The organism is Echinicola arenosa (assembly GCF_014841125.1).
Taxonomy (GTDB): Bacteria; Bacteroidota; Bacteroidia; order Cytophagales; family Cyclobacteriaceae; genus Echinicola; species Echinicola arenosa.
Map to the genome: position 1 here is coordinate 109,355 of NZ_JACYTQ010000011.1, position 21,077 is coordinate 130,431.

The window sequence follows — 21,077 nt, forward strand, 5'->3', positions numbered from 1 at the left end:
GCACAGATCTCACAGAAATGATTGTCTAAACCTTTCTACTGCCCCTCCTAGGTCCGTGGAATCTCCTTTGCGGGACGGACAGGCAGTGGGAGTCATGTTTATAGTGTCAAAATGGTCCATATTAATGAATGTAACATTTTTAACATTGCCACTTTAACCCGTATTTAACCCCTAGTTAAGCCGTGTTTATCCCGTGTTTTAGCCGTGTTTCTCTTATCAGAGATTTAGGCTAGTCTACACCTTAAGTCCTGGGGAAACTTGGGAGCATCCCTTTCAATGTTTTGGTTATAAGAACCTTGGGAATCCTTCTGTCCCTCATCGCGATAAGGCAATATTTTTCCAACTATTAAGGAGCTGAATGGCTGATTTGATTTTTCGAATTGTTGGGGGATCAGATAGCTCAGATAAGATTTTCTTTCTTGCAACATATTTCGACCAACACAAAGGTTGCTATCCTACTTTGGTCAAATTGTAGCATCGGGCTTTAATAAATGCATACTGAAGGAACAATTACATTATTTCCATTTTTGTTTAAAAAATGAAAATAGGATAGGGATCTGAGGATAATAGAAGCTCACCTTTATCGCCATACTTTCTGCTGTTAAATTAACTAGGAAGTAGGACGCACTTCATGCAAAAAGGTTTTACGTAAGCAATCTCGCTATTTCAGGTAAATTCTTGTGAGGCAATCAAAGCCATTTGAATAGAGGCGTGTTTTTAATGCGGTTAACTTTATTTATAATACACATTTTTGTATTAGATAAATTCAACGCAAATGAATTAGGGTTAATTTTTGTTAAATAAAATTCTGTTATTCATTTTTTTTACGAAAGTATTTATTTTCAAGTTGGTTTGTGTTTATTTTTTGTTATTGATCATCTTTTTAGAATAAAATATCGTATTTATTTCCTGATAGGGCTTGGTTATAAATCATTCTAGGTGTTTGTAATATGAAAAAAAGGATTTTTTTTGGATTATTATGGGCTAAAAGATTATCTTAACATAAGTTAAACCAAAATAAAATTATTTACTATGAAGAAAGTTTTACTGCTAGGACTATTAGTCCTTTTGGCCAACACTATGGTGTTTGGCCAAAGCCGTACTGTAACTGGCGTAGTTTCTTCTTCAGCTGATGGAGAACCTATTCCAGGAGCAACTGTTCTGGTAAAGGGTACCTCGGTTGGAGTTGCGACTGACTTAGATGGTCAGTATTCGATAAATGTTCCTTCCAATGGTTCTGTTTTGATTTTTAGTTTTGTAGGGATGAAATCCCAAGAAGCCGAAATTGGAAACAGATCGATCGTCAATGTTGCGTTGGAGTCAGATGTACAGACCTTGACTGAATTTGTGATTACTTCGTATGGTGATCAGTCTAAAAGAGAGATTACAGGTGCTATTGCTTCTGTAAAAGGGGAGATTTTTGAGAACCTTCCCATGCAATCATTTGATAGGGCCATGCAAGGAAGGATTGCAGGGGTTCAAGTTACCTCAGGTAGTGGACAACCTGGAGGTACCTTGAATGTAAGGATTAGAGGGGTTGGTTCCATTAATGCAGGAAATGATCCTTTATATATTGTTGATGGTGTCCAAGTTTCCTCGCGAGGTGTTTCAGGACAAGGAAGTCAAAATGCACTGGCTTCTATCAATCCAAATGACATTGAGTCCATCGAGGTATTAAAGGATGCAGCAGCTGCTGCGATTTATGGTGCTCAAGCAGCCAATGGCGTGGTATTAGTCACTACCAAAAAAGGGAAGGATGGAGCCACAAACGTTTCCCTTTCTGTGCAAGAGGGGGTTGTTAGGCCATTGGGCTTGTATGATGTAATGGATGCTACTCAACTGGCAACTATTAAAAGAGCTTCATATATCAATGCTGGCTTGGATCCCAATAGAGCGGCCGAGATTTACGGTAATCCAGAGGATTCAAACTTGGAAAGTACCGACTGGGTGGATGCCTTGTATAGGGACAATGCCAGATTGAGTATTTATGATTTGTCAGTTTCAGGTGGTGATGAAAAGACTACTTTTTATTTATCAGGTTCATACACTGCTCAGGAAGGTCAGATTATCCAATCAGACTATAAGAGGGGGACAGCTAGATTAAATATTACCCACAGGCCCAATGATAAATTTACTGTTGCAGCAAATATTTCCTTGGCTGCACAGAGAACTAATGGGACCATTGATCGGGGAAATTTTGTGAATGGCCCATTTGTGGCAGGATTCAGTGCTCGACCAAATGTGCCGATTTATGATGAGGAGGGAGAATTTGCTCCTTACCCTTCAGACCACCTGTTTGGTTATAATATTGTTCAAGGGGTTTATGAAGAATTAAGAAGAGCGACAACTGTTCAATCAGTTTCAAATTTAAGATTGAACTATCAGTTTACTCCTTGGTTGAGCTTTACCTCTTACGCGGGAATCGATTTTTCCGATAATAGGGATGAAAACAATCGTCCATCGACTATTCCTGCTTTTGCTCCCTATGGCGGTTCAGCTACTTACACAGATAGAAGATTCAATAACTTCAATACTAACCATAACTTCAATTTCAATAAAACATTTGATGATATTCATACTGTTTCTGGAATTTTGGGTTTTGAATACAAAAGTGCTCAGGATGAGTTGAGTACCGCAACCGGTAGAGGGTTTGCCAATCCTACCTTGAGGTATCTTCAAAATGCTGCGACTCCATACGCTGTGGGAGGTAATTATACAGAGTATAAAAGAGCGGGTGTTTTTGGCCAAGTGAAGTATGATTACAATGACAGGTACAATGCGGAAATCATCTTGAGAAGAGATGGTAATTCTAGGTTTGGCGCCGAGTACAAATGGGGGACTTTTTATGCCTTTTCAGCTGGGTGGAGGATTTCTTCTGAATCATTTATGGATGATCTGACCTGGGTAGACAACTTGAGAATGAGAGCTTCCTATGGGGTGACTGGTAATTCTGAAATTGATAATTTTGCTTCAAGAACACTAGTGGGAGGCACTGGGCAGTATCTTGGCGAAGGAGCACTTAGGGTTTCACAATTAGGAAATGACCTATTAACTTGGGAAGAAGCTGAAACTTTTAACATTGGTCTAGATTGGACTTTGTTTAATGGTAGATTGATTGGAACCGTAGATTTTTGGAGAAAAAATTCCAATGCCCTCTTGTTAAATACCCCTCTGCCGGTTGATTCAGGTTTTGGAGAAATAACCAGAAATACTGGCAAAGTGAGAAACCAAGGTATTGATATTGACTTACAAACGGTGAACATCGTTACAGGTGATTTTCAATGGAATACAGGGTTTAATATTACCTTCCTTGAAAATGAGTTAATGGAATTGTATGATGGCTTGGACCGAATAGGAAATGACCTTATAGTAGGAAAACCAATTGATTTTTTATACTCCAATGAATTTTTGGGAATTAACCCGGCAAACGGAAGAATTATGTATGCTGATGAGAATGGTGATTATACCTATATCGTAGGTGAATCTTCCTTAAGGTACATTGGAAGTGGCTTGCCAAGTAGCTATGGTGGCCTTTCCAATACCTTTACTTATGGTCCGGTCTCATTAGAAGTCTTTTTTCAATATCAATTTGGTAACAAAGTATTTAATCAGGATCTGTATAATATTGCTTACGCGGGGTCTGGTCCAGATAATCAGGATGTGTCTCAATTGGACTATTGGCAGGAGCCTGGTGATATAACCAAAACACCTAAACCCTATGAGGGAGGACAAGAGCCTGGTACTTCCAGTATAGGTTCTTCTTCAACTAGATTGATCAATGATGGGGGGTATATCAGATTGAAACAGGTAACCCTAAGGTATTCATTACCGGTAGCCATTGCCAATAAGATTGGTATGAAAAGAGCCAATATTTATGTTCAAGGGATTAACCTGGCAACGATTACTAAGTTTAACGGTATCGACCCTGAGGTATTGAGTGTAGGATCAAGTACTTATGGCGCTTATCCAAATGCTAAGCAAATTTCAGCAGGTATCAATCTAAATTTCTAATTCAGAATTCATATGAAAAATATATTAAAAATATTATTTGTAGGAACTTCCTTAGCTATGGGGTCGTGCTCTGATTTATTAGATACGGAACCTAGACAGAGTCTTACACCGGAAACAGCATTTGCAGATGTGGAGGGATATCAGTCCCTTGCATATTCTATGTATGGAAGAACAAGAAGTTTTAGCTACTACGGTCAGGTGATGATGATTGCGCCAGAAGTGATGGCTGATAATTTGAAGGTAATTGCAAACACTGGTAGATATATCGGTCAAGAAGCAAACGCTGACAGAGCTCATATCAATCTTTGGGATTTCTCCACTACCAATAATTTTAGAGGCTTGTATGCCTCGATTAATGATGCCAATATTATTCTGGATGGAATTGACGGTGTGGATGGAGATGAAAACTTAAGAAATAGAGTAAAGGGTGAGGCATATTTTATTAGGGCACTAAATTATTTTGATTTAGCTAGAGTTTATGGGTATGAGCCAGGCCAAGAAGTGAATGGTTGGGATCAGAGTGTAATTCTAAGGACTACTCCAACTTTAGGATTGTCTGCAGCAGACTTTCGGGCTAGATCTACTAATACTGAGATTTATGATCAAATAATAGCAGATTTGAATCAAGCAATTAGCTTACTTCCTACTGCAGAGATGGGAGAGGAAGATGTCTATCGTGCCTCACGAGGAGCGGCCCAAGCGTTGTTAGCTAAAGTTTATTTGTACACTTCTATGTATACAGAGGCAGCTTCCTTGGCCTCAGATGCTATGACTTCATTTGGCCTTTCAGCCTCAGGTAATGGCTTAATGGAAGTAGACGATTATGTAGCTGGTTTTTCTATTGCACCAAATCCAGAATCCCTTTTTGAAGTAGAGATCAGATCTCAAGACTGGAACAGCGTGGATGGATTGAATAATTCCGTATGCTCTTTAGTTGCAAATGTCTATCCTTCTGCGCAGTTTATTTTGACAGTGTCTGATGATTTGTTGGCATCTTATGAGCCTGGAGATGTACGTAGGGAGACTTGGACTCAGACAACTCGAGAAGGATCATCAGCGATAGTTTATCGGTCAAACAAATGGCTAGGTCATAAGGGTGATTTTCTAGAAAACTTACCGATTATGAGGGCATCAGAACTGTATCTGATTAGAGCTGAAGCGAGATATAATTTGGGTAATGAAGATGGAGCGCGTTCGGATATAAACGCTTTAAGAAGTAAAAGAGGATTAGGTGCTACTTCAGCCAGCGGCACCGCTTTGATGAACCAGATCATGTATGAAAACAGGGTTGAGTTTGCTGTCGAAGGACACAGATGGTTTGACCTGAAAAGAAATGGTATGACCATCACTAAATCAGGAAGTTTCGAAGAGGTTCCCTATTCTGATTATAGGATCTTGGCACCTATTCCACAAGATGAGATCATCCTAAATGATTTGCTGGAGAATAACCCTGAGTATAACTAAAAGAAGCAAAATGATGAAAAGATATAAATTAATTTATGCGTTTGTAGCCTTGACTTCACTGCTTACAACTGCTTGTTTTGATGATCCAGGCTTGGATACTACTTGGAATGGTTCTGAGATTGAATTTAATGCCTCGAATTTGCCTACCGGGTTGACAGAGAACTTTGTTAGGATTAGTGATGATCAAACAGACATGGCGGAAATTCAAGTTAATTTGGTTGGGACTGCTTTAAATAATGATGTTACAGTAAATGTGGAAGTTGACCCAAGCTCAACAGCCATCGCTGGCGTCCATTACAACTTACCATCCCAATCCATGACAATTCCAGCTGGAGAAGTGGTTGGGACATTCAATGTGGAAGTTCTTACAGGCAATATCAGTCCCGATGAAGAGCCAGATTTGGTGTTAAATATAACGGATGCATCTGGAGTAAAAGTAAGTGCCAATTACGGCAGTATGACCTACAAGATGAGGGTTATTTGTGATTCTGACCTGGCAGGAACCTACGCCGTAGTTTGGGATGTGCTTATTGTTGGAGATGGATCTGGAGGTGCTTCGCAGACCTTGACAAATTACAGTTTTGGTAACACCATTGAAATTGCGGAAGCTGGAGTAGGTATTTATCAGTTAAGTGACATGAGCTTTGGTTTATACCCAGGGCCTTATGAAGATACAGCTCCTACTGGTAAAATTTCAGACAATTGTAATGTGATAACAGGAGATCCAAGCAATACTGATCGATATGGTGACCCATTTACCATAAACGGTACTTCAGATCCTGATAATGGGACTATTAGGCTGATTTGGTCCAATACTTATGGTGATGGAGGAACAGTTGTCTTAACCAAGCAGTAAGAAATAATAGTGAATAGTGTTAAAAGGGAGATTTTGTCTCCCTTTTTTTATCCAAACCTTTATTATCTTGGATAAGTTTAAGTTACAGTAGATAGCACAACCATATGAGAAAGTCAGTACTTATTATTGGATTAATTTTTTTAATAATACCATTTACGTGGGCACAAGATCAAAAAGGGCAGGATATTCAAAAATCCCGTCAAACAATCAAAAAAAAATTTGATATAGCATATCAAGAATACGCCCTAAGCAACGCAGCTTTAAAAAAACTGGCAAATCAAAAAGGAGTGCCATTGGAATTGGTCCTTGAAGATGGCAGCAGGGCCGAGTTACGTTATTTTGATGATTTAGGAGATCCAGTATACTACATGACCTATAATGTAAGGGCTGCCCAAACTACCCAGACAGATGATTTACAGCCGGGGGGAGAATTAGGATTAAGTTTGACGGGGAAAGGCATGACCATAGGTGTGTATGATCAAACTAGACCTAAGCCAAACCATGTTGAGTTCGAAAATAGACTGACGCAAATAGATGGTTCAAGTGAGGAAATTAGTAATCATGCCACACATGTAACTGGAACACTTTTAGCCAAGGGAATTAATAGCAATGCTAGAGGAATGGCCAATGAGGCCACTGGTTGGTCTTTTAATTGGGAAAGCGATATCAGTAAAATGAATGCAAATGCTTATGATGCTGTGTCCAAGCCAAATGGACATATTGTTTCAAATCATTCCTATGGAATAGTGTTAGGATGGTATCAGGATAATAGTGGTACTTGGAAGTGGGCTGGAAACCCTTCCATCGATCCTAATGAAGATTATCGGTTTGGTCTTTATACTTCCAAAAGTAAGTCTTTAGATGATTTGGCTTTTGCAAAACCTTATTATACCATGGTTTGGGCTGCAGGGAATGACCGCTCGGACAGAGGTGATGGAACCCGAAGCCCAGATGGGCCAGATGATACTATTGGTCCAGAAGGGGTAGCAAAAAATGTCATTACAGTGGGAGCTATTTCCGCTTTTGAAGAATATGAAGACAGGTCTTCATTGGCCATAAGTGATTTCAGCAGTTGGGGGCCTACAGACGATGGAAGGATTAAACCAGATTTGGTGGGAGTTGGGGTAGGAGTGTTCAGTACAGCAGTAACAGGGAATGGGGGGGATGGATATGCCTCTTTGAGTGGAACATCAATGGCTTCCCCTAATGTTGCGGGCTCCCTTTTATTGATACAGCAACTTTATGCCCAAAGAAATAGTGGAAATTATATGAGATCGGCAACACTAAAAGCTTTAGCGATTAATACGGCTTTGGATGGGGGACTATATGATGGGCCAGATTATGTTTATGGTTGGGGGATTTTAAATGCCAAAGATGCTGCCGAATTAATCATTAATGAAAATGGCTCATCAGACCTGATTAGGGAATTGTCTCTTGAAGAAGATGAGGTCTTTGAATATGAAATTGTTTCTGATGGTATCAATCCAATCAAAGCTACCATTGCGTGGACCGACCCCTCGGCAAGTGCAAGCCCATCAACTCTTGACCCAACTAATTTAACGCTTGTGAATGACCTAGATTTAAGGATATTTGATGAAAATGGTGTGGAATATTTTCCTTGGACACTAAACCCAAGTCAAGGAGCTAACTCCAGGGCGATCAATACTCAGGATAATTTTAGGGATAATGTGGAACAGGTAGTTATTCATTCACCAACTCCCATTAAGTATACAGTTAGAGTAAGCCATAAAGGAGAGCTGACAAACGGAGCCCAAGAGTTTTCACTGGTGATGAAATCGGGCACAGTTGATGGGGCAGAGGAAACTCTTTATTGGATAGGAGGAAGCGCTGGAGAATGGAACGATCCTGCCAACTGGTCTTCTACTTCAGGTGGAACTACTGCAAACAAAATTCCAACACCCAGCTCTAGGGTACTTTTTGAAATTGCAGAGGGAGAAAGCAGCCAAGTAAATTTATCTCAGGATGTCCAATCCTTCAGTGTCAATGTGTTTGGAGAAGGAGCTTTGAGCGTTAACCTTAACCAAAATAGTTTAAAAGTAGACGGAGGGTTCAGGGTAAGTAATGAAGTGACTAGTTTCACCAATGGTGAATTGATTTTTGAAGCATCAGATGACAAAGATAAATTTATGGAGTTTGGTGGAGTTATTTTTGACAATGTTGATTTAAGGGTTTTGGAAGGGAAATGGACTTTGACTGATGCAGGTTTAGTGGATGGTCTTGATTTGATTGGTGGGGAATTATTGGTGGAGAAGGAGACTTTGGATGTGAATAGCTTGAATCTAGAAGGGGAGGCACTGATTAAAGGAGATTTGAAGTCGATTGTATTTCATGAGTCAATAAATATTTCGGCAGAATCAGGCTTCTCGTTTAGCCCTCGCTTTATTTTTGATGGAGTTACAGGGGATTTGGTGAACAACAATGGAGAGATAGAGATATTGACCGTTCAAAATGGAGATTTATCCTACAATGGCTCGTCAAACTTTATCGATTCGTTGTCTATAAGTAATGGAGCTTTCACTCTGGGCAGCAATAGTGATTTGACTGTTGATGTATTGGAGATTGGTTCAGGCGGGGCTTTAAACTTACTTCCTTCACGAACACTGTACATTATTGATGATTTTATCGTGACTTCATCCAGTAGTCAGGAAAGCTATATTTCTGCTACTTCCAAAGCCAGTATCAATCATGATATTTATAAAAAGTATTGCTTTGAGAATTTGAATGTAACTAATGTAGACTTTGTCGGAGAAGCCATTGTTAATCTAGGGTTGAATTCAAATGTTGTCAATTCGGACAACTGGTTGACCAAAAATTGTGAGGATGTCCTGTTTGCCAATTTCACTTCAAGTTACAATTGTGTCGGAGGATTGACAGAATTTTCAAATTTGAGTGAAGGCAATATCGGTGTGTATGCGTGGAATTTTGGAGGTGTTGGCACTTCATCTGAAGAATCCCCAGAATTTACTTTTGATCAAGAAGGGGATTATTTAGTGTCCCTAAACATATCCAATGATGACGAAAATGTTGATTTCAGCAAAGAGATTTCTGTAGTCAGCAACACTTTGAATACACCGGTGATTGTGGTGAATGGGAACATGATGACTAGTCAAACACTGGCAAGTGCTTACCAATGGTATTTTGAAGGAGAAAAAATTGAAGGAGCTACTCAAAGATCCTTTAATGCTGATTTTGATGGAATGTATCAAGTAGCTATTTATAATGAAATATGTAACCGTTTATCAGAGCCTGTTGTGGTGACAGCATTGGAAGATGAAGAGCCTTCTTTAAGTGAGTATGGGGTGTTTATCGGACCCAATCCTACCAATGAGAAAGTGAAGGTGGGCTTAAACAATGATTATACAGGTAATGTAATAGTAGAATTATATGCTGTTAATGGTGCTAAAGCACTTTCTGAGTCAGTTTATAAGAACAATCAACTACAAGAAATAGAGTTGTACCTAAATGGTTCTCGTGGGGTCTATATTCTTATGATAAGAATGGGAGATATCACATTGAGAAGTAAACTATTAAAGCAATAGATATGAGGAAAAGTGGGATTTTAGCATGTTTGATATGTATTTTGGGAGTTGTTACAAGCAAGGCTCAGATTGCGAACTTGGAAATGAATGGAGTTCCATTAAGAGTATCATCCTATGAAGGTATTCAAGGAACACCATTTTTATTTGATGATTGGTCCAACGCTACCTATACTATGGAAAAAGGATGGACTAAGGAAAATGTATCCACAAAACTAAATGTTTATGAAAAAGAAATTTTGGCGGTCAGTGATAATGGAAACCAAATTATTTTGGATAGGGCGCAAATTCACTCTTTCGTTTTGGATAGACCTCAAGATGAAATAACTGAAAATGAAGGAGTATTGCCAAAATTGGTTTTTGAGAAGGGGTGGAATAAAATTGATGGAGTAAAGGAGGATGAGTTTGTAAATGTCATGGTGAAAGGAGAAAAATATACTTTAGTTAGGGTCTTTGATCGGAAACTGGAGGATAGTTCACAGAATAGCTATGGACCAGGTCCTGGAAAAAGGTTTGTTTCCGATGTAAACTATTATTTAATCAATGGAAGTGGTGAAGCAAATGAGGTCAAAACGAGAGGAAAGAGCTTATTGAAAGCATTGGATGCTTCAGATCAAAATAAGGGGAAGGGGTTCATTAAGGATAATAACCTCAATTTTAATAGGGAAGATCACTTGATCCAGTTTGTGACCTACGTTAACTAAATGAATATAACACTGTAGCAGTTTGGCAAAGTAATGTTTTCAATTATTCAAGGGTGCGTCAGTGTGTTACTTTTTTTTTATCTTTGCAGTCTCAAATTGAAATTGCAGTCATGATACAAGTTTCTAGAAAAGAACACTTCAATGCAGCTCACAAGCTATGGAATCCTAAATGGTCGGAGGAGAAGAATATAGAGGTCTTTGGACCATGTGCGAATGCCAATTGGCATGGGCATAATTTTGAGTTAATTGTGACCGTAAAAGGTCTTCCAGATGATGACACGGGTTTTGTGGTGGATCTTAAGGCATTGAGTACGCTGATCAGAACTTTGGTTGTAGATAAAGTGGATCATAAAAACCTGAATGTGGATGTGGATTTTATGGAGGGGAAAATGGCCAGTTGTGAAAATCTTGTAATGGAATTTTGGAAAATACTTAAGCCTGCAGTAGATAAAATCACTCCCCATGGAGGTTTGTATAAGCTCAAGCTTTATGAAACGCCAAGAAATTTTGTAGAATACTACGGAGAATAAAAAAGCCCTCAAAAGAGGGCTTTTTTATTCTCCGTACTTATTGAATTAGCATTGATAGTTCTAAGAAATAACTATTTTTAAAGCTGATTAGACTTAAAGAATATTAATATTCAATTCAGAATTTTCTATGAAATATTATGTTATTTCCGGAGAGCGCTCCGGGGATCTACATGCTTCCAATTTAATAGCCGCCTTGAAAGAAGAGGATAGCGAGGCAAGTTTTAGGGGAATGGGAGGAGACTATTCCATTGCTGCTGGGCTTTCCGCAGTGGCGCACTATGAAGAAGTGGCATTAATGGGATTCATTGAAGTAGTTTTTGGCTTTAGGAAAGTGTTGAGGTATTTAAAACTGGTCAAAAAAGACATTGTCGACAACCAGCCTGATGCATTGATTTTGGTGGATTACGGTGGTTTTAATATGAAGATTGCCAAATTTGCACATGATCAAGGCATTTCTGTCCACTATTATATTCCTCCGAAGGTATGGGCTTGGAATCAAAAAAGAGCATATAAGCTGAAACAACATGTGGATCAGCTATATTGTATCCTGCCATTCGAACCTGATTTTTTCAAGAAGTTTGATTGGGAGGTCAATTATGTTGGCAACCCGCTTTTGGATGAAATTGCCAAATTTACTCCTCATGACTTTTTTCATCAGAAAAATGATTTGAGCTACAAGCCAATGATCGCTTTATTGCCTGGAAGTAGAAAGCAGGAGGTAGAAAGTATGTTAAGTACAATGGTAGAAATCATACCCGCTTTTCCAAATGCTCAATTTATCATTGCGGGGGTAAACAACCTGAATGAGGACGTATATCAGCTTGCGCAGGAAATGGGAATCAAAGTGATTTACGATCAAACTTATGATTTGCTTTATCATGCTAATGTTGCGGTAGTGACTTCAGGTACTGCCACTTTGGAGACAGCTCTTTTCAGAGTACCTCAAGTTGTTGTTTATAAAACCAGTGGAATCAGTTATGCTATTGGTAAGAAGTTGATTAAAGTGCCTTTTATTTCTTTGGTGAATTTAATCGCTGAGAAAGAAGTAGTGAAGGAGCTCATTCAGTATGATTATAATAAGGAAAATCTATTGAAAGAATTAAGGGAAATCTCAGGAAATAACACTAGAAAAAGTGAGGTGCTCAATGGGTATACCCTTATTAAGGAAAAACTCGGGGAGAAAAAAGCTTCGCAGGAAACGGCGAGGTTGATTGTCGATAGCTTAAAAAAATAAAGGCAGCGGAACGATAAATAACTGTTCCGCTGCCTCATTAATAATTTTAATTCAAGTTATGCTACCTGAAGCTTTTTGAATTTAGATTTATCAAATTGTGCCTGGGCATATTTTCTATTGACCACAAGCTCTTTGGTTTCGCTATCGGAAGGAAGTTCATACATAGCATCCGTAATGATCGCTTCACAAATAGACCTCAAGCCTCTTGCTCCTAGATTGTATTCCACGGCTTTCTCAACTATATAATCCACTCCACTCTCTTCGAACTCTAGCTTAACACCTTCCATATCCATCAACTTTTTGTATTGTTTGGTAAGGGCATTTTTAGGCTCAGTTAGAATGCTTTTTAGGGTGTCCTTGTCGAGAGGGTCTAAATGAGTCAAGACGGGCAGACGTCCGATCAATTCAGGAATTAGCCCAAATGATTTTAGATCAGGAGCAGTTACATATTGCAAAAGGTTGTTTCGATCGATCAATTCATGATCAGTCTTTTTACTAAACCCAAGCGGTTGGGTATTTAACCTGTTGGCAATGTGCCTCGCAATCCCATCGAAGGCCCCGCCGCAAATGAAAAGAATGTTTTCCGTGTTTACTGCGATCATTTTTTGATCTGGGTGTTTTCTACCTCCTTGTGGCGGAACATTTACAGTTGTTCCTTCCAATAATTTTAACATGGCTTGTTGAACACCTTCACCACTTACATCTCTGGTTATGGAAGGGTTGTCGGACTTTCTGGCAATTTTGTCTATTTCGTCAATATAAACAATTCCTCTCTCGGCAGCTTCAACATTGTAGTCAGCCGACTGTAGTAAGCGGGTCAAAATGCTTTCTACATCCTCTCCCACATAACCTGCTTCAGTCAAGACCGTAGCATCTGCAATACAGAAAGGAACCTCCAATACCTTAGCCAAAGTTTTGGCAAGATAAGTTTTACCTGTTCCAGTGTCACCCACCATAATGATATTGGATTTTTCAATCTTAATATCATCATGATTGTCTTTTTGAAGAAGACGCTTATAGTGATTGTAAACCGCCACAGAAAGTACCTTTTTGGCCTCTCCCTGTCCAATCACATATTGGTTGAGATATTCAGTAAGCTCTTTTGGTTTCTTAAGCTTGAACTTTGGTTTTTTATCCTGTTTTTTTGTTTTTTCCTCTTCACCTAAGATTTGATAGGCTTGGTCGATACAGAAATTACAGATATGAGCTGAAATTCCCGAAACCATCAAGTCTACGTCTTTCTTATTTCTACCGCAAAAGGAACAAGTAACTTGCGCCATGATTATTTTTTTCTAGTCAATACTTCGTCAATTAAGCCATATTCTTTGGCTTCTTGAGCTTTCATCCAGTAATCCCTGTCGGAATTTTGTTCGATTTGCTCAATGTCTTTGCCTGAATGGTGAGCTAGGATTTCATAAAGCTCTTGCTTCAATAACAAAATTTGCTTAGCAGTAATTTCAATATCTGAAGCTTGCCCTTGTGCTCCACCAAGAGGTTGGTGAATCATCACTCTTGAGTGGGGAAGGGCGGCCCTTTTTCCTGCAGCGCCACCAGCCAGTAAAACAGCACCCATCGAGGCTGCAAGACCTGTACAGATCGTACCTACTTCTGGATTAATGTATTGCATGGTGTCATAAATACCAAGGCCAGCATAAACAGAGCCACCGGGACTGTTAATATATAATAAGATATCCTTTTTGCTGTCTACAGATTCCAAAAACAACAACTGGGCAGTAATGATATTGGCAATGTGGTCATCTACTTGAGTGCCTAGGAATATAATTCTATCCATGATCAATCTAGAAAAAACATCAATTTCACGGAAATTGGTAGGTCTTTCCTCGATTACAGATCGGGTCATGTTTTCAATTTGTTGGGTATATTGGTCAAAAGCTGTACCGCTCACACCTTGGTTGTGAATGGCGTATTTTCTGAATTCTTCTTTATTAATCATATTGTCTTTTTGGTTGAATTAGTACAAAAATAAAAAAAGCCCTTAGAAAAGGACTTTTTAATAACGATTAATTATGTGAATTAGTTTTCGATAAGCTCTTTAAACTTATCAATATCTATTTTCTCTTCTTTCAAAGATATCTTTTCTTTGACCAAACTCAATACTTTGTCGTTTTGAACGGCTGTCAACATCTGCATGTAGTTTTGCCCTTCGTTACCTTGTAGGTAATTGTTGACAAACATGTCCATGTTATCTTCCATTTGAGCACCTAATCCTGAAGCAGCTAGCTGTTCACGCACCATGTCCTGAGTTTTGGCGATAACATCTTCATGTTCAGCCTTGATCTCATTTTCTTCTGCGATCTTGTTGGAAATCAAAGACCAGGTCAATTGCTTGGCATAGATTGGGAATTCCTTCTCAACATCAGCTTCTGTAACTTTTCCATCGTTGGCTTTTAATAACCACTCTTTCAAGAAAGCTTCAGGAAGCTCTATATTCGCTTTTTCTACAAGGATTTCTTTAATCTTTTCCTCATTGAAAACTTTGGTTTCTTTGTTGTAGTTGTCGCCTAGGATTTCTTCAACCTTAGCAACAAACTCTTCTTCTGTTTTTACTTGGTCTGGGCCAAATACTTTATCGAAGAATTCTTGGTCAAGGGCTGCGTCCTCAGTTCTGTTAATATTTTGAACAGTAAAGGTATAGTTTCCTGATATTTTGGCAGCTTCTTCTTCGCTGATATTCAATACTTCAGAAAGATCAGATTTGATAGCTTTAGAAGGATCGAATTCGATCTCAGCGCCTTTTTCAACCCCAATGAATTTTTTAACAGATCTACCATCCATTTTAGAAAGTGGAAGAGATAAAGTCTGCTCGTATGAACCGTCAGCAGCTTTTAGGTCTCCATAAAGGAAGTCGTTTTCTTCACTGACTTCTGGATTGGTCATCTTACCATATTGACGTCTAAGGTTTTCAATAGCGTCATTAACGGCTTTTTTGTCTACTTTCAAGCTGTAGTCTGTCGCTTTGATAGACTTGTCAAGTGTTACGTCGACATTTTCAACAAATCCGATTTTATACTCGAATTCAAATTCTTTTTGATTTTTCCAGTCGATAGCATCTGCATCTTCAACAACAGGAAGGGGCTCTCCAAGAATCTTGAAGCTTTGCTCTTTGATATAATCATTCAAAGATGAAGAAAGAATGTTGTTGATTTCTTCAACCAAAACAGACGTTCCGTACAGTTTCTTAACCATACCAAAAGGAGCTTTGCCTGGACGGAAGCCTTTAATATTGGCTTTCTTGGCATAGTCTTTAAGTTTGGCATCAACTTTAGGTTGATAATCTGCTTCATTTAGATTAATTTTAATTGAAGCTTGATTAGTAGAATGCTTGTCTAGTTTGATTTCCAAGGCAGTATTGATTAAATTTTGCTATAAACTAAAAACCCTCAACCTCGACACCTTTCCCCATCCGACGAATCGGGTTCAGGGTGATGGATCGGGATTGAGGGCTGGTTGAATAGTGCGGATGGAGGGACTCGAACCCCCATGCCTCGCGGCGCTAGATCCTAAGTCTAGTGCGTCTACCAATTTCGCCACATCCGCTTGTTATGTTGATGTGAGTGACTTTTCTTTTAAAAGTTTTGCTCACATCTGCTTCTCTAATGTGGATGCAAAGGTAATAAGGAAATTTAAATGTGCAATACTTTGATAATGAAAAAAGCAAAAAAAGTTGTGGTAATGTTGTAATATGTTGGTTTTCAGTGTGAATTATTTTTGGATAAAATATACCAACGAGATGCTGAATATTCTTCAATTGTCTGATGGGCTTTTGGAAAAAAAGATTGAAATTAGTGATTTAAAATAATGTTTGACTACTGTTTTGAGACCGGGAGTTGTTAAACTTCAAAATATAACATGATTAACGTAGACTTAGAGGTAGAAAGAAAAGAGATTTTAAAGCGGTACAGAAAGCTTTTAAGGTTGGCCAAACCGCTCTTAAAGAGTGGTGATGCAAAAATAATCAAGAAAGCATTTAACGTTTCTAGTGAAGCGCATAAGGAAATGCGCAGAAAATCAGGCGAACCTTATATTTATCACCCCTTAGAGGTCGCTTTGGTTTGTGTGGAGGAAATAGGACTTGGCACGACAAGTATTGTGGCAGCATTGCTCCATGATGTGGTAGAGGATACCGAGTGGGAGCTAGAGGATATAGAAAGGGAGTTTGGGCCCAAAGTTACCAAGATTATAGATGGGCTTACAAAAATTTCGGGTGTGTTCGAGTATGGAAGCTCCCAGCAAGCAGAGAATTTTAGGAAAATGCTCCTTACTCTTTCAGATGATGTAAGGGTGATTTTGATTAAGTTGGCAGACCGATTGAACAACATGCGCACGCTCCAAAGCATGCCTCGTCACAAGCAACTTAAAATAGCTTCAGAGACAATGTATCTGTATGCTCCTTTGGCCCATAGGCTGGGGCTTTATAGCATCAAGTCTGAATTGGAAGACCTATATTTAAAATATACTGATACAGAAACGTATCAATTTATCGTTGGTAAGATCAAAGATTCAAGAAGCTCAAGGAATAAGTTTATCAAGAGCTTTATTGCGCCAATCGAAAGAGAATTGACTACTCAAGGCTTTGAGTTTAATGTAAAAGGTCGCCCAAAATCTGTCTATTCAATATATAATAAAATGAAGAAACAGAACATACCTTTTGAAGAAGTGTATGATTTGTTTGCTATCAGAGTAATTATTGATTCAGAGGCCGAAAATGAAAAGGCAGATTGTTGGCAAGTTTATTCCATCGTAACTGACTTTTACAGGCCAAACCCTGACAGGTTAAGGGACTGGATCAGTACCCCTAGGGCAAATGGTTATGAATCTCTTCATACTACTGTGATGAGTAGCAAGGGACAATGGGTAGAAGTACAGATTCGCACCAGAAGGATGGATGATATAGCAGAAAGAGGGTATGCAGCCCACTGGAAATACAAAGAAAAAGATGTTAGCTCTCCAAAGAGCGGCGCTGGGTTGGATGAATGGATTACTCAAGTAAGAACTCTATTAGAGTCAAATGACGGCTCTGCAATTGAGTTCATGGATGATTTTAGAGGTAACCTATTCCAAGACGAAGTTTTTGTCTTCACCCCTAAAGGAGATCTAAAAGTATTGCCGTTTGGTGCTACAGCTCTGGACTTTGCTTTTGAAATTCACTCTGAAGTGGGAGCGAAATGTATTGGTGCCAAAATCAACCAAAGGTTAGTGCCGATTAATCATAAATTGAAGAATGGTGATCAAGTAGAAATCCTGACTTCCAATAAGCAGAAGCCTTCTGAAGACTGGTTGAAATCAGTTATTACTTCCAGGGCCAAAGCAAAGATAAAGGATGCCTTGAAGGACGAAAAGAAGTCTTTGGTGATGGACGGAAAAGAAATTGTCCAGCGAAAACTTAGACAGATGAAAATGGAATTTTCTTCTGTTGTGGTGGAGCAACTAAGGGCATTTTTTGAAACCAAAACTGCCAATGAGTTTTATTTCAAGGTGGGCAAAGGAATTATTGATCCCACTTCCATCAAAAGCTTCAAAGACTTTAAACAAACAAAAAAGAAAAAGGTTAAAAGTCCCCTGCAGAATGTAGTGGATGAATCGAGTTTCACCAAGGAAATAAAAAATCTCAAAGGGCCTGATCATGATCAGTTGCTGATTGGCGAAGATATGGATGTGGTGGATTATATTTTGGCCAAGTGCTGCAATCCAATTCCGGGTGATGATGTTTTTGGTTTTGTCACCGTAAACGAAGGGATTAAGATACATCGAACTTCATGTCCTAATGCCTTGGAATTACTATCCAACCATGGGAACAGGGTGATCAAGGCAAGGTGGACAAGTCAACAGGAGATAGCATTTTTGGCTGGTTTAAAGATTGTAGGAACCGATAGGGTAGGCCTGATCAATGATGTGACCAGAGTAATTTCCGATGAGCTTAAGGTAAATATGCGCTCTATTACGGTAGATTCAGATGGGGGACTTTTTGAAGGATCCATTAAGCTTTATGTGCACAGTACCAATCATTTAGAGAACCTGATTGATAACTTGTCAGAGGTTCAAGGTGTAATTAAAGTAACTAGGTTTGATTAATTACTGTTGGCTTATTTGAATCTTTTCTAAATAAGAAGTGTATATTTGTAAAAACAAAACGTGATATAATGGCCTTGAATGAAACGCTGTTCGAAGAGGTAAAAAAGATATTTACGGCTTATCTTGAAAATAAGAAGTTAAGAAAGACACCAGAGAGGTATGCTATTCTTGAAGAAATCTACGGAAGAGATGGGCATTTTGATGTAGAATCGCTCTACATTAGTATGAAAAATAAAAACTATCGGGTAAGTAGAGCTACGGTTTATAATACCTTAGACTTATTGGTGGAGTGTGACTTGGTTACAAAACATCAGTTTGGACAGAATTTGGCTCAGTACGAAAAGTCTTATGGGTATAAACAGCACGATCATTTGATATGTACTGAATGCCATAAGGTGGTAGAGTTTTGTGATCCAAGGATTCAAAACATCCAAAACACCGTTGGTGAAATTTTAAATTTTAATATTTTGCACCATTCCTTAATTTTGTACGGAAATTGTACCAAAAAGAATTGTGAAAATAAACTCGCAGTATGAAATTAAGTTATAATTCTCAGAGAGAAGGTGACAGCATCATATTATCAATTAAGGGAGATTTAATCGGAGATGAAGCTGGCCCAAGATTGGTGGAAATTATCTCAGATGCATTACAGAGTAAAATTAAAAACTGTATCATAGATCTTCAAGAAGTAAGGTACATTAGTTCCAGTGGAATTGGAGTATTGATCACCATGTTAACCAAAATGAGAAATGCAGGAGGAGACGTATACCTGGCATCACCATCGGAGCATGTGAAGAAACTACTAATAATTACAAAGCTGAACAACATTTTTACAGTATATGAATCTTTGGATGAGGCCAAGGAAAAAGTAAAATGATTGGCAAAGGCAGGGAAATAGAACTTTCTAAGCAAAAAAAGTAGCATCTAGTTGCTATTTTTTTTTGTTATTGCAAACTTCACGCGGAATTTGACAGACATAAAATCAGACATTAAATATATAAAATGAAAATGGACGTTCTTTTAGGCCTACAGTGGGGGGATGAAGGCAAAGGTAAAGTGGTTGACTTCCTCGCACCGAAATACGATATGGTTGCCAGGTTTCAAGGAGGTCCTAATGCTGGTCATACCTTGGAATTTGATGGGATCAAGCATGTCCTTCACCAAATCCCAAGTGGTATTTTCAGGGAGAACCTTAAAAATTTAATAGGTAACGGAGTTGTTTTAGATCCTGTGGTGATGAGGAAAGAGATTGAAGGACTGAAGAAGTTTAATATTGCTTATCAGCAGAATCTTTTTGTCTCAAAGAAAGCAACCATCATTATCCCTACCCATAAGCTGTTGGATGCGGCATATGAAAAGTCAAAAGGGGACAAGAAAATAGGTTCGACACTGAAAGGGATCGGGCCAACTTATCAGGATAAGATAGGAAGGGTAGCTCTAAGAGTAGGAGATATACAAGACCCAGACTTTAAAGATAAGTATGATGCTTTAGTAGAAAAACACAAGACTACTTTAAGTTTCTATGGTTATGATATCTCGGAACTTCCTCAAATGGAGACTGATTTCTTTGAGGCGGTGGATTTCTTCAGAACATTGAATCTTATTAATAGTGAATATGATGTCAATGAAGAATTGACTTCTGGAAAGAAGGTTTTGGCTGAGGGTGCTCAAGGCTCCTTATTGGATATTGACTTTGGAAGTTATCCATTTGTAACCAGTAGTAGTACAATGACAGCAGGTGCTTGTACTGGCTTGGGAGTGTCTCCTTCTAAAATAGGTGATGTTTTTGGAATCTTCAAAGCGTATTGTACCAGAGTAGGAAGCGGACCTTTTCCAACAGAATTATTTGATGAAGATGGAGAGCGGATGAGAAAGGAGGGGAATGAATTTGGTTCTACTACAGGTCGTCCCAGAAGATGTGGTTGGATAGATTTGCCAGCCCTTAAGTATTCTATCATGATAAATGGGGTGACTCAATTATTTATGATGAAGGCCGATGTATTGAATATTTTTGAAGAAATTAAGATCTGCACACATTATAAATTGGAAGATGGCTCCGTAATAGATCAGTTGCCATTTGAAATCAATGATGTGAAAGTGGAGCCGGTCTATAAAGTATGTAAGGGCTGGAACAAGGATTTGAGTGATGTTGATTCTTATGAAGGATTCCCTCAAGAGTTGAAGGATTATGTGACGTTGCTTGAAGAAGAACTCAATGTTCCCATTAAAATGGTCTCTGTAGGGCCAGATAGAAAGCAAACCATTATGAAATAAGAAATTTGGTTTCAAGTTACCAAAGCCCGTTTGAAGTCTATTCGAACGGGCTTTTTATGTTTAGCTTATATTTAAAAATGATTATTTTATTTTTTGTCCTTGATATACAGCTAGTTTGAATGATTATTTGTAAATTAGCTATTCTGCATCTTGCTAAATCAAAATCTCTTCTTACCTTTGTCATCCTGTTGGAAGGACAGGGGAGGTTTTGAAAGGTATTTTAGACGGTTGTTCTGTTGCGTGGAGTTTGGGTTTTGGTTTGGGAAAACATTTTGAAAAAAGTGTTTTTTAAGAACGAAAAAGCTTTTAACTTTGCAGACCCAAAAGAGGGGATCGGAAGCCTGGATGTCCCGA

General features: G+C 38.6%; 14 protein-coding genes and 1 tRNA gene. 11 read left to right on the top strand and 4 right to left on the bottom strand.

What is annotated here, in order from left to right; genetic code table 11:
• Nucleotides 1-1,032: 1,032 nt before the first annotated feature.
• The 7 genes from IFO69_RS20985 (at nucleotide 1,033) to lpxB (ending at nucleotide 12,356) form a co-directional block, all read left to right on the top strand.
• The gene (locus IFO69_RS20985; RefSeq protein ID WP_192012117.1) at nucleotides 1,033-4,011 is read left to right on the top strand and encodes a SusC/RagA family TonB-linked outer membrane protein; all 2,979 of its coding nucleotides are present in this window, start codon (nucleotides 1,033-1,035) and stop codon (nucleotides 4,009-4,011) included.
• A gap of 12 nt (nucleotides 4,012-4,023) precedes the next feature.
• Nucleotides 4,024-5,475 (top strand): RagB/SusD family nutrient uptake outer membrane protein, encoded by a 1,452-nt coding sequence (locus tag IFO69_RS20990; RefSeq protein ID WP_192012118.1) that lies wholly within the window; start codon nucleotides 4,024-4,026, stop codon nucleotides 5,473-5,475.
• A gap of 10 nt (nucleotides 5,476-5,485) precedes the next feature.
• Nucleotides 5,486-6,331: a DUF4843 domain-containing protein gene (locus IFO69_RS20995; RefSeq protein ID WP_192012119.1), complete on the top strand. Its 846-nt coding sequence runs from the start codon at nucleotides 5,486-5,488 to the stop codon at nucleotides 6,329-6,331.
• Nucleotides 6,332-6,435: 104 nt separating this feature from the next.
• A complete protein-coding gene (locus tag IFO69_RS21000) occupies nucleotides 6,436-9,891 on the top strand; it encodes a S8 family serine peptidase (RefSeq protein WP_192012120.1) in 3,456 nt (1,151 codons plus the stop codon).
• 2 nt (nucleotides 9,892-9,893) lie between these two features.
• Complete coding sequence (locus tag IFO69_RS21005) at nucleotides 9,894-10,592, top strand: hypothetical protein (RefSeq protein ID WP_192012121.1); 699 nt, start codon at nucleotides 9,894-9,896, stop codon at nucleotides 10,590-10,592.
• 110 nt (nucleotides 10,593-10,702) lie between these two features.
• Complete coding sequence (locus IFO69_RS21010; RefSeq protein ID WP_192012122.1) at nucleotides 10,703-11,122, top strand: 6-pyruvoyl trahydropterin synthase family protein; 420 nt, start codon at nucleotides 10,703-10,705, stop codon at nucleotides 11,120-11,122.
• Nucleotides 11,123-11,249: 127 nt separating this feature from the next.
• Entirely contained in the window at nucleotides 11,250-12,356 is a 1,107-nt protein-coding gene (gene lpxB / locus IFO69_RS21015) for a lipid-A-disaccharide synthase (RefSeq protein ID WP_192012123.1), read from the top strand.
• 56 nt (nucleotides 12,357-12,412) lie between these two features.
• On the opposite strand, the gene clpX is transcribed toward lpxB, so the two are convergent.
• The 4 genes from clpX to IFO69_RS21035 form a co-directional block, all read right to left on the bottom strand.
• Nucleotides 12,413-13,636, bottom strand: a complete 1,224-nt coding sequence (gene clpX, locus IFO69_RS21020; protein ID WP_192012124.1) for an ATP-dependent Clp protease ATP-binding subunit ClpX — start codon at nucleotides 13,634-13,636, stop codon at nucleotides 12,413-12,415.
• A 2-nt stretch (nucleotides 13,637-13,638) separates the two neighbouring features.
• Nucleotides 13,639-14,310: an ATP-dependent Clp protease proteolytic subunit gene (locus IFO69_RS21025; RefSeq protein WP_192012125.1), complete on the bottom strand. Its 672-nt coding sequence runs from the start codon at nucleotides 14,308-14,310 to the stop codon at nucleotides 13,639-13,641.
• Nucleotides 14,311-14,390: 80 nt separating this feature from the next.
• Nucleotides 14,391-15,719 carry a trigger factor gene (gene tig / locus IFO69_RS21030; RefSeq protein WP_192012126.1) on the bottom strand — a complete coding sequence of 443 codons (1,329 nt, stop codon included), beginning with the start codon at nucleotides 15,717-15,719 and terminating at the stop codon, nucleotides 14,391-14,393.
• A gap of 113 nt (nucleotides 15,720-15,832) precedes the next feature.
• Nucleotides 15,833-15,914: transfer RNA gene (locus IFO69_RS21035), tRNA-Leu, on the bottom strand.
• Nucleotides 15,915-16,226: 312 nt separating this feature from the next.
• Here IFO69_RS21035 and IFO69_RS21040 point away from each other — a divergent pair.
• From IFO69_RS21040 to IFO69_RS21055, 4 genes are all read left to right on the top strand, one after another.
• Entirely contained in the window at nucleotides 16,227-18,449 is a 2,223-nt protein-coding gene (locus IFO69_RS21040) for a RelA/SpoT family protein (protein ID WP_192012127.1), read from the top strand.
• A 68-nt stretch (nucleotides 18,450-18,517) separates the two neighbouring features.
• Nucleotides 18,518-18,985 (top strand): Fur family transcriptional regulator, encoded by a 468-nt coding sequence (locus IFO69_RS21045; protein WP_192012128.1) that lies wholly within the window; start codon nucleotides 18,518-18,520, stop codon nucleotides 18,983-18,985.
• Nucleotides 18,982-19,326: an STAS domain-containing protein gene (locus IFO69_RS21050; protein WP_192012129.1), complete on the top strand. Its 345-nt coding sequence runs from the start codon at nucleotides 18,982-18,984 to the stop codon at nucleotides 19,324-19,326. The genes IFO69_RS21045 and IFO69_RS21050 overlap by 4 nt, the downstream gene beginning before the upstream one ends.
• Before the next feature lie 125 nt (nucleotides 19,327-19,451).
• Nucleotides 19,452-20,723, top strand: coding sequence for an adenylosuccinate synthase (locus IFO69_RS21055; RefSeq protein ID WP_192012130.1), 1,272 nt, complete (start codon nucleotides 19,452-19,454; stop codon nucleotides 20,721-20,723).
• Nucleotides 20,724-21,077: the final 354 nt, after the last annotated feature.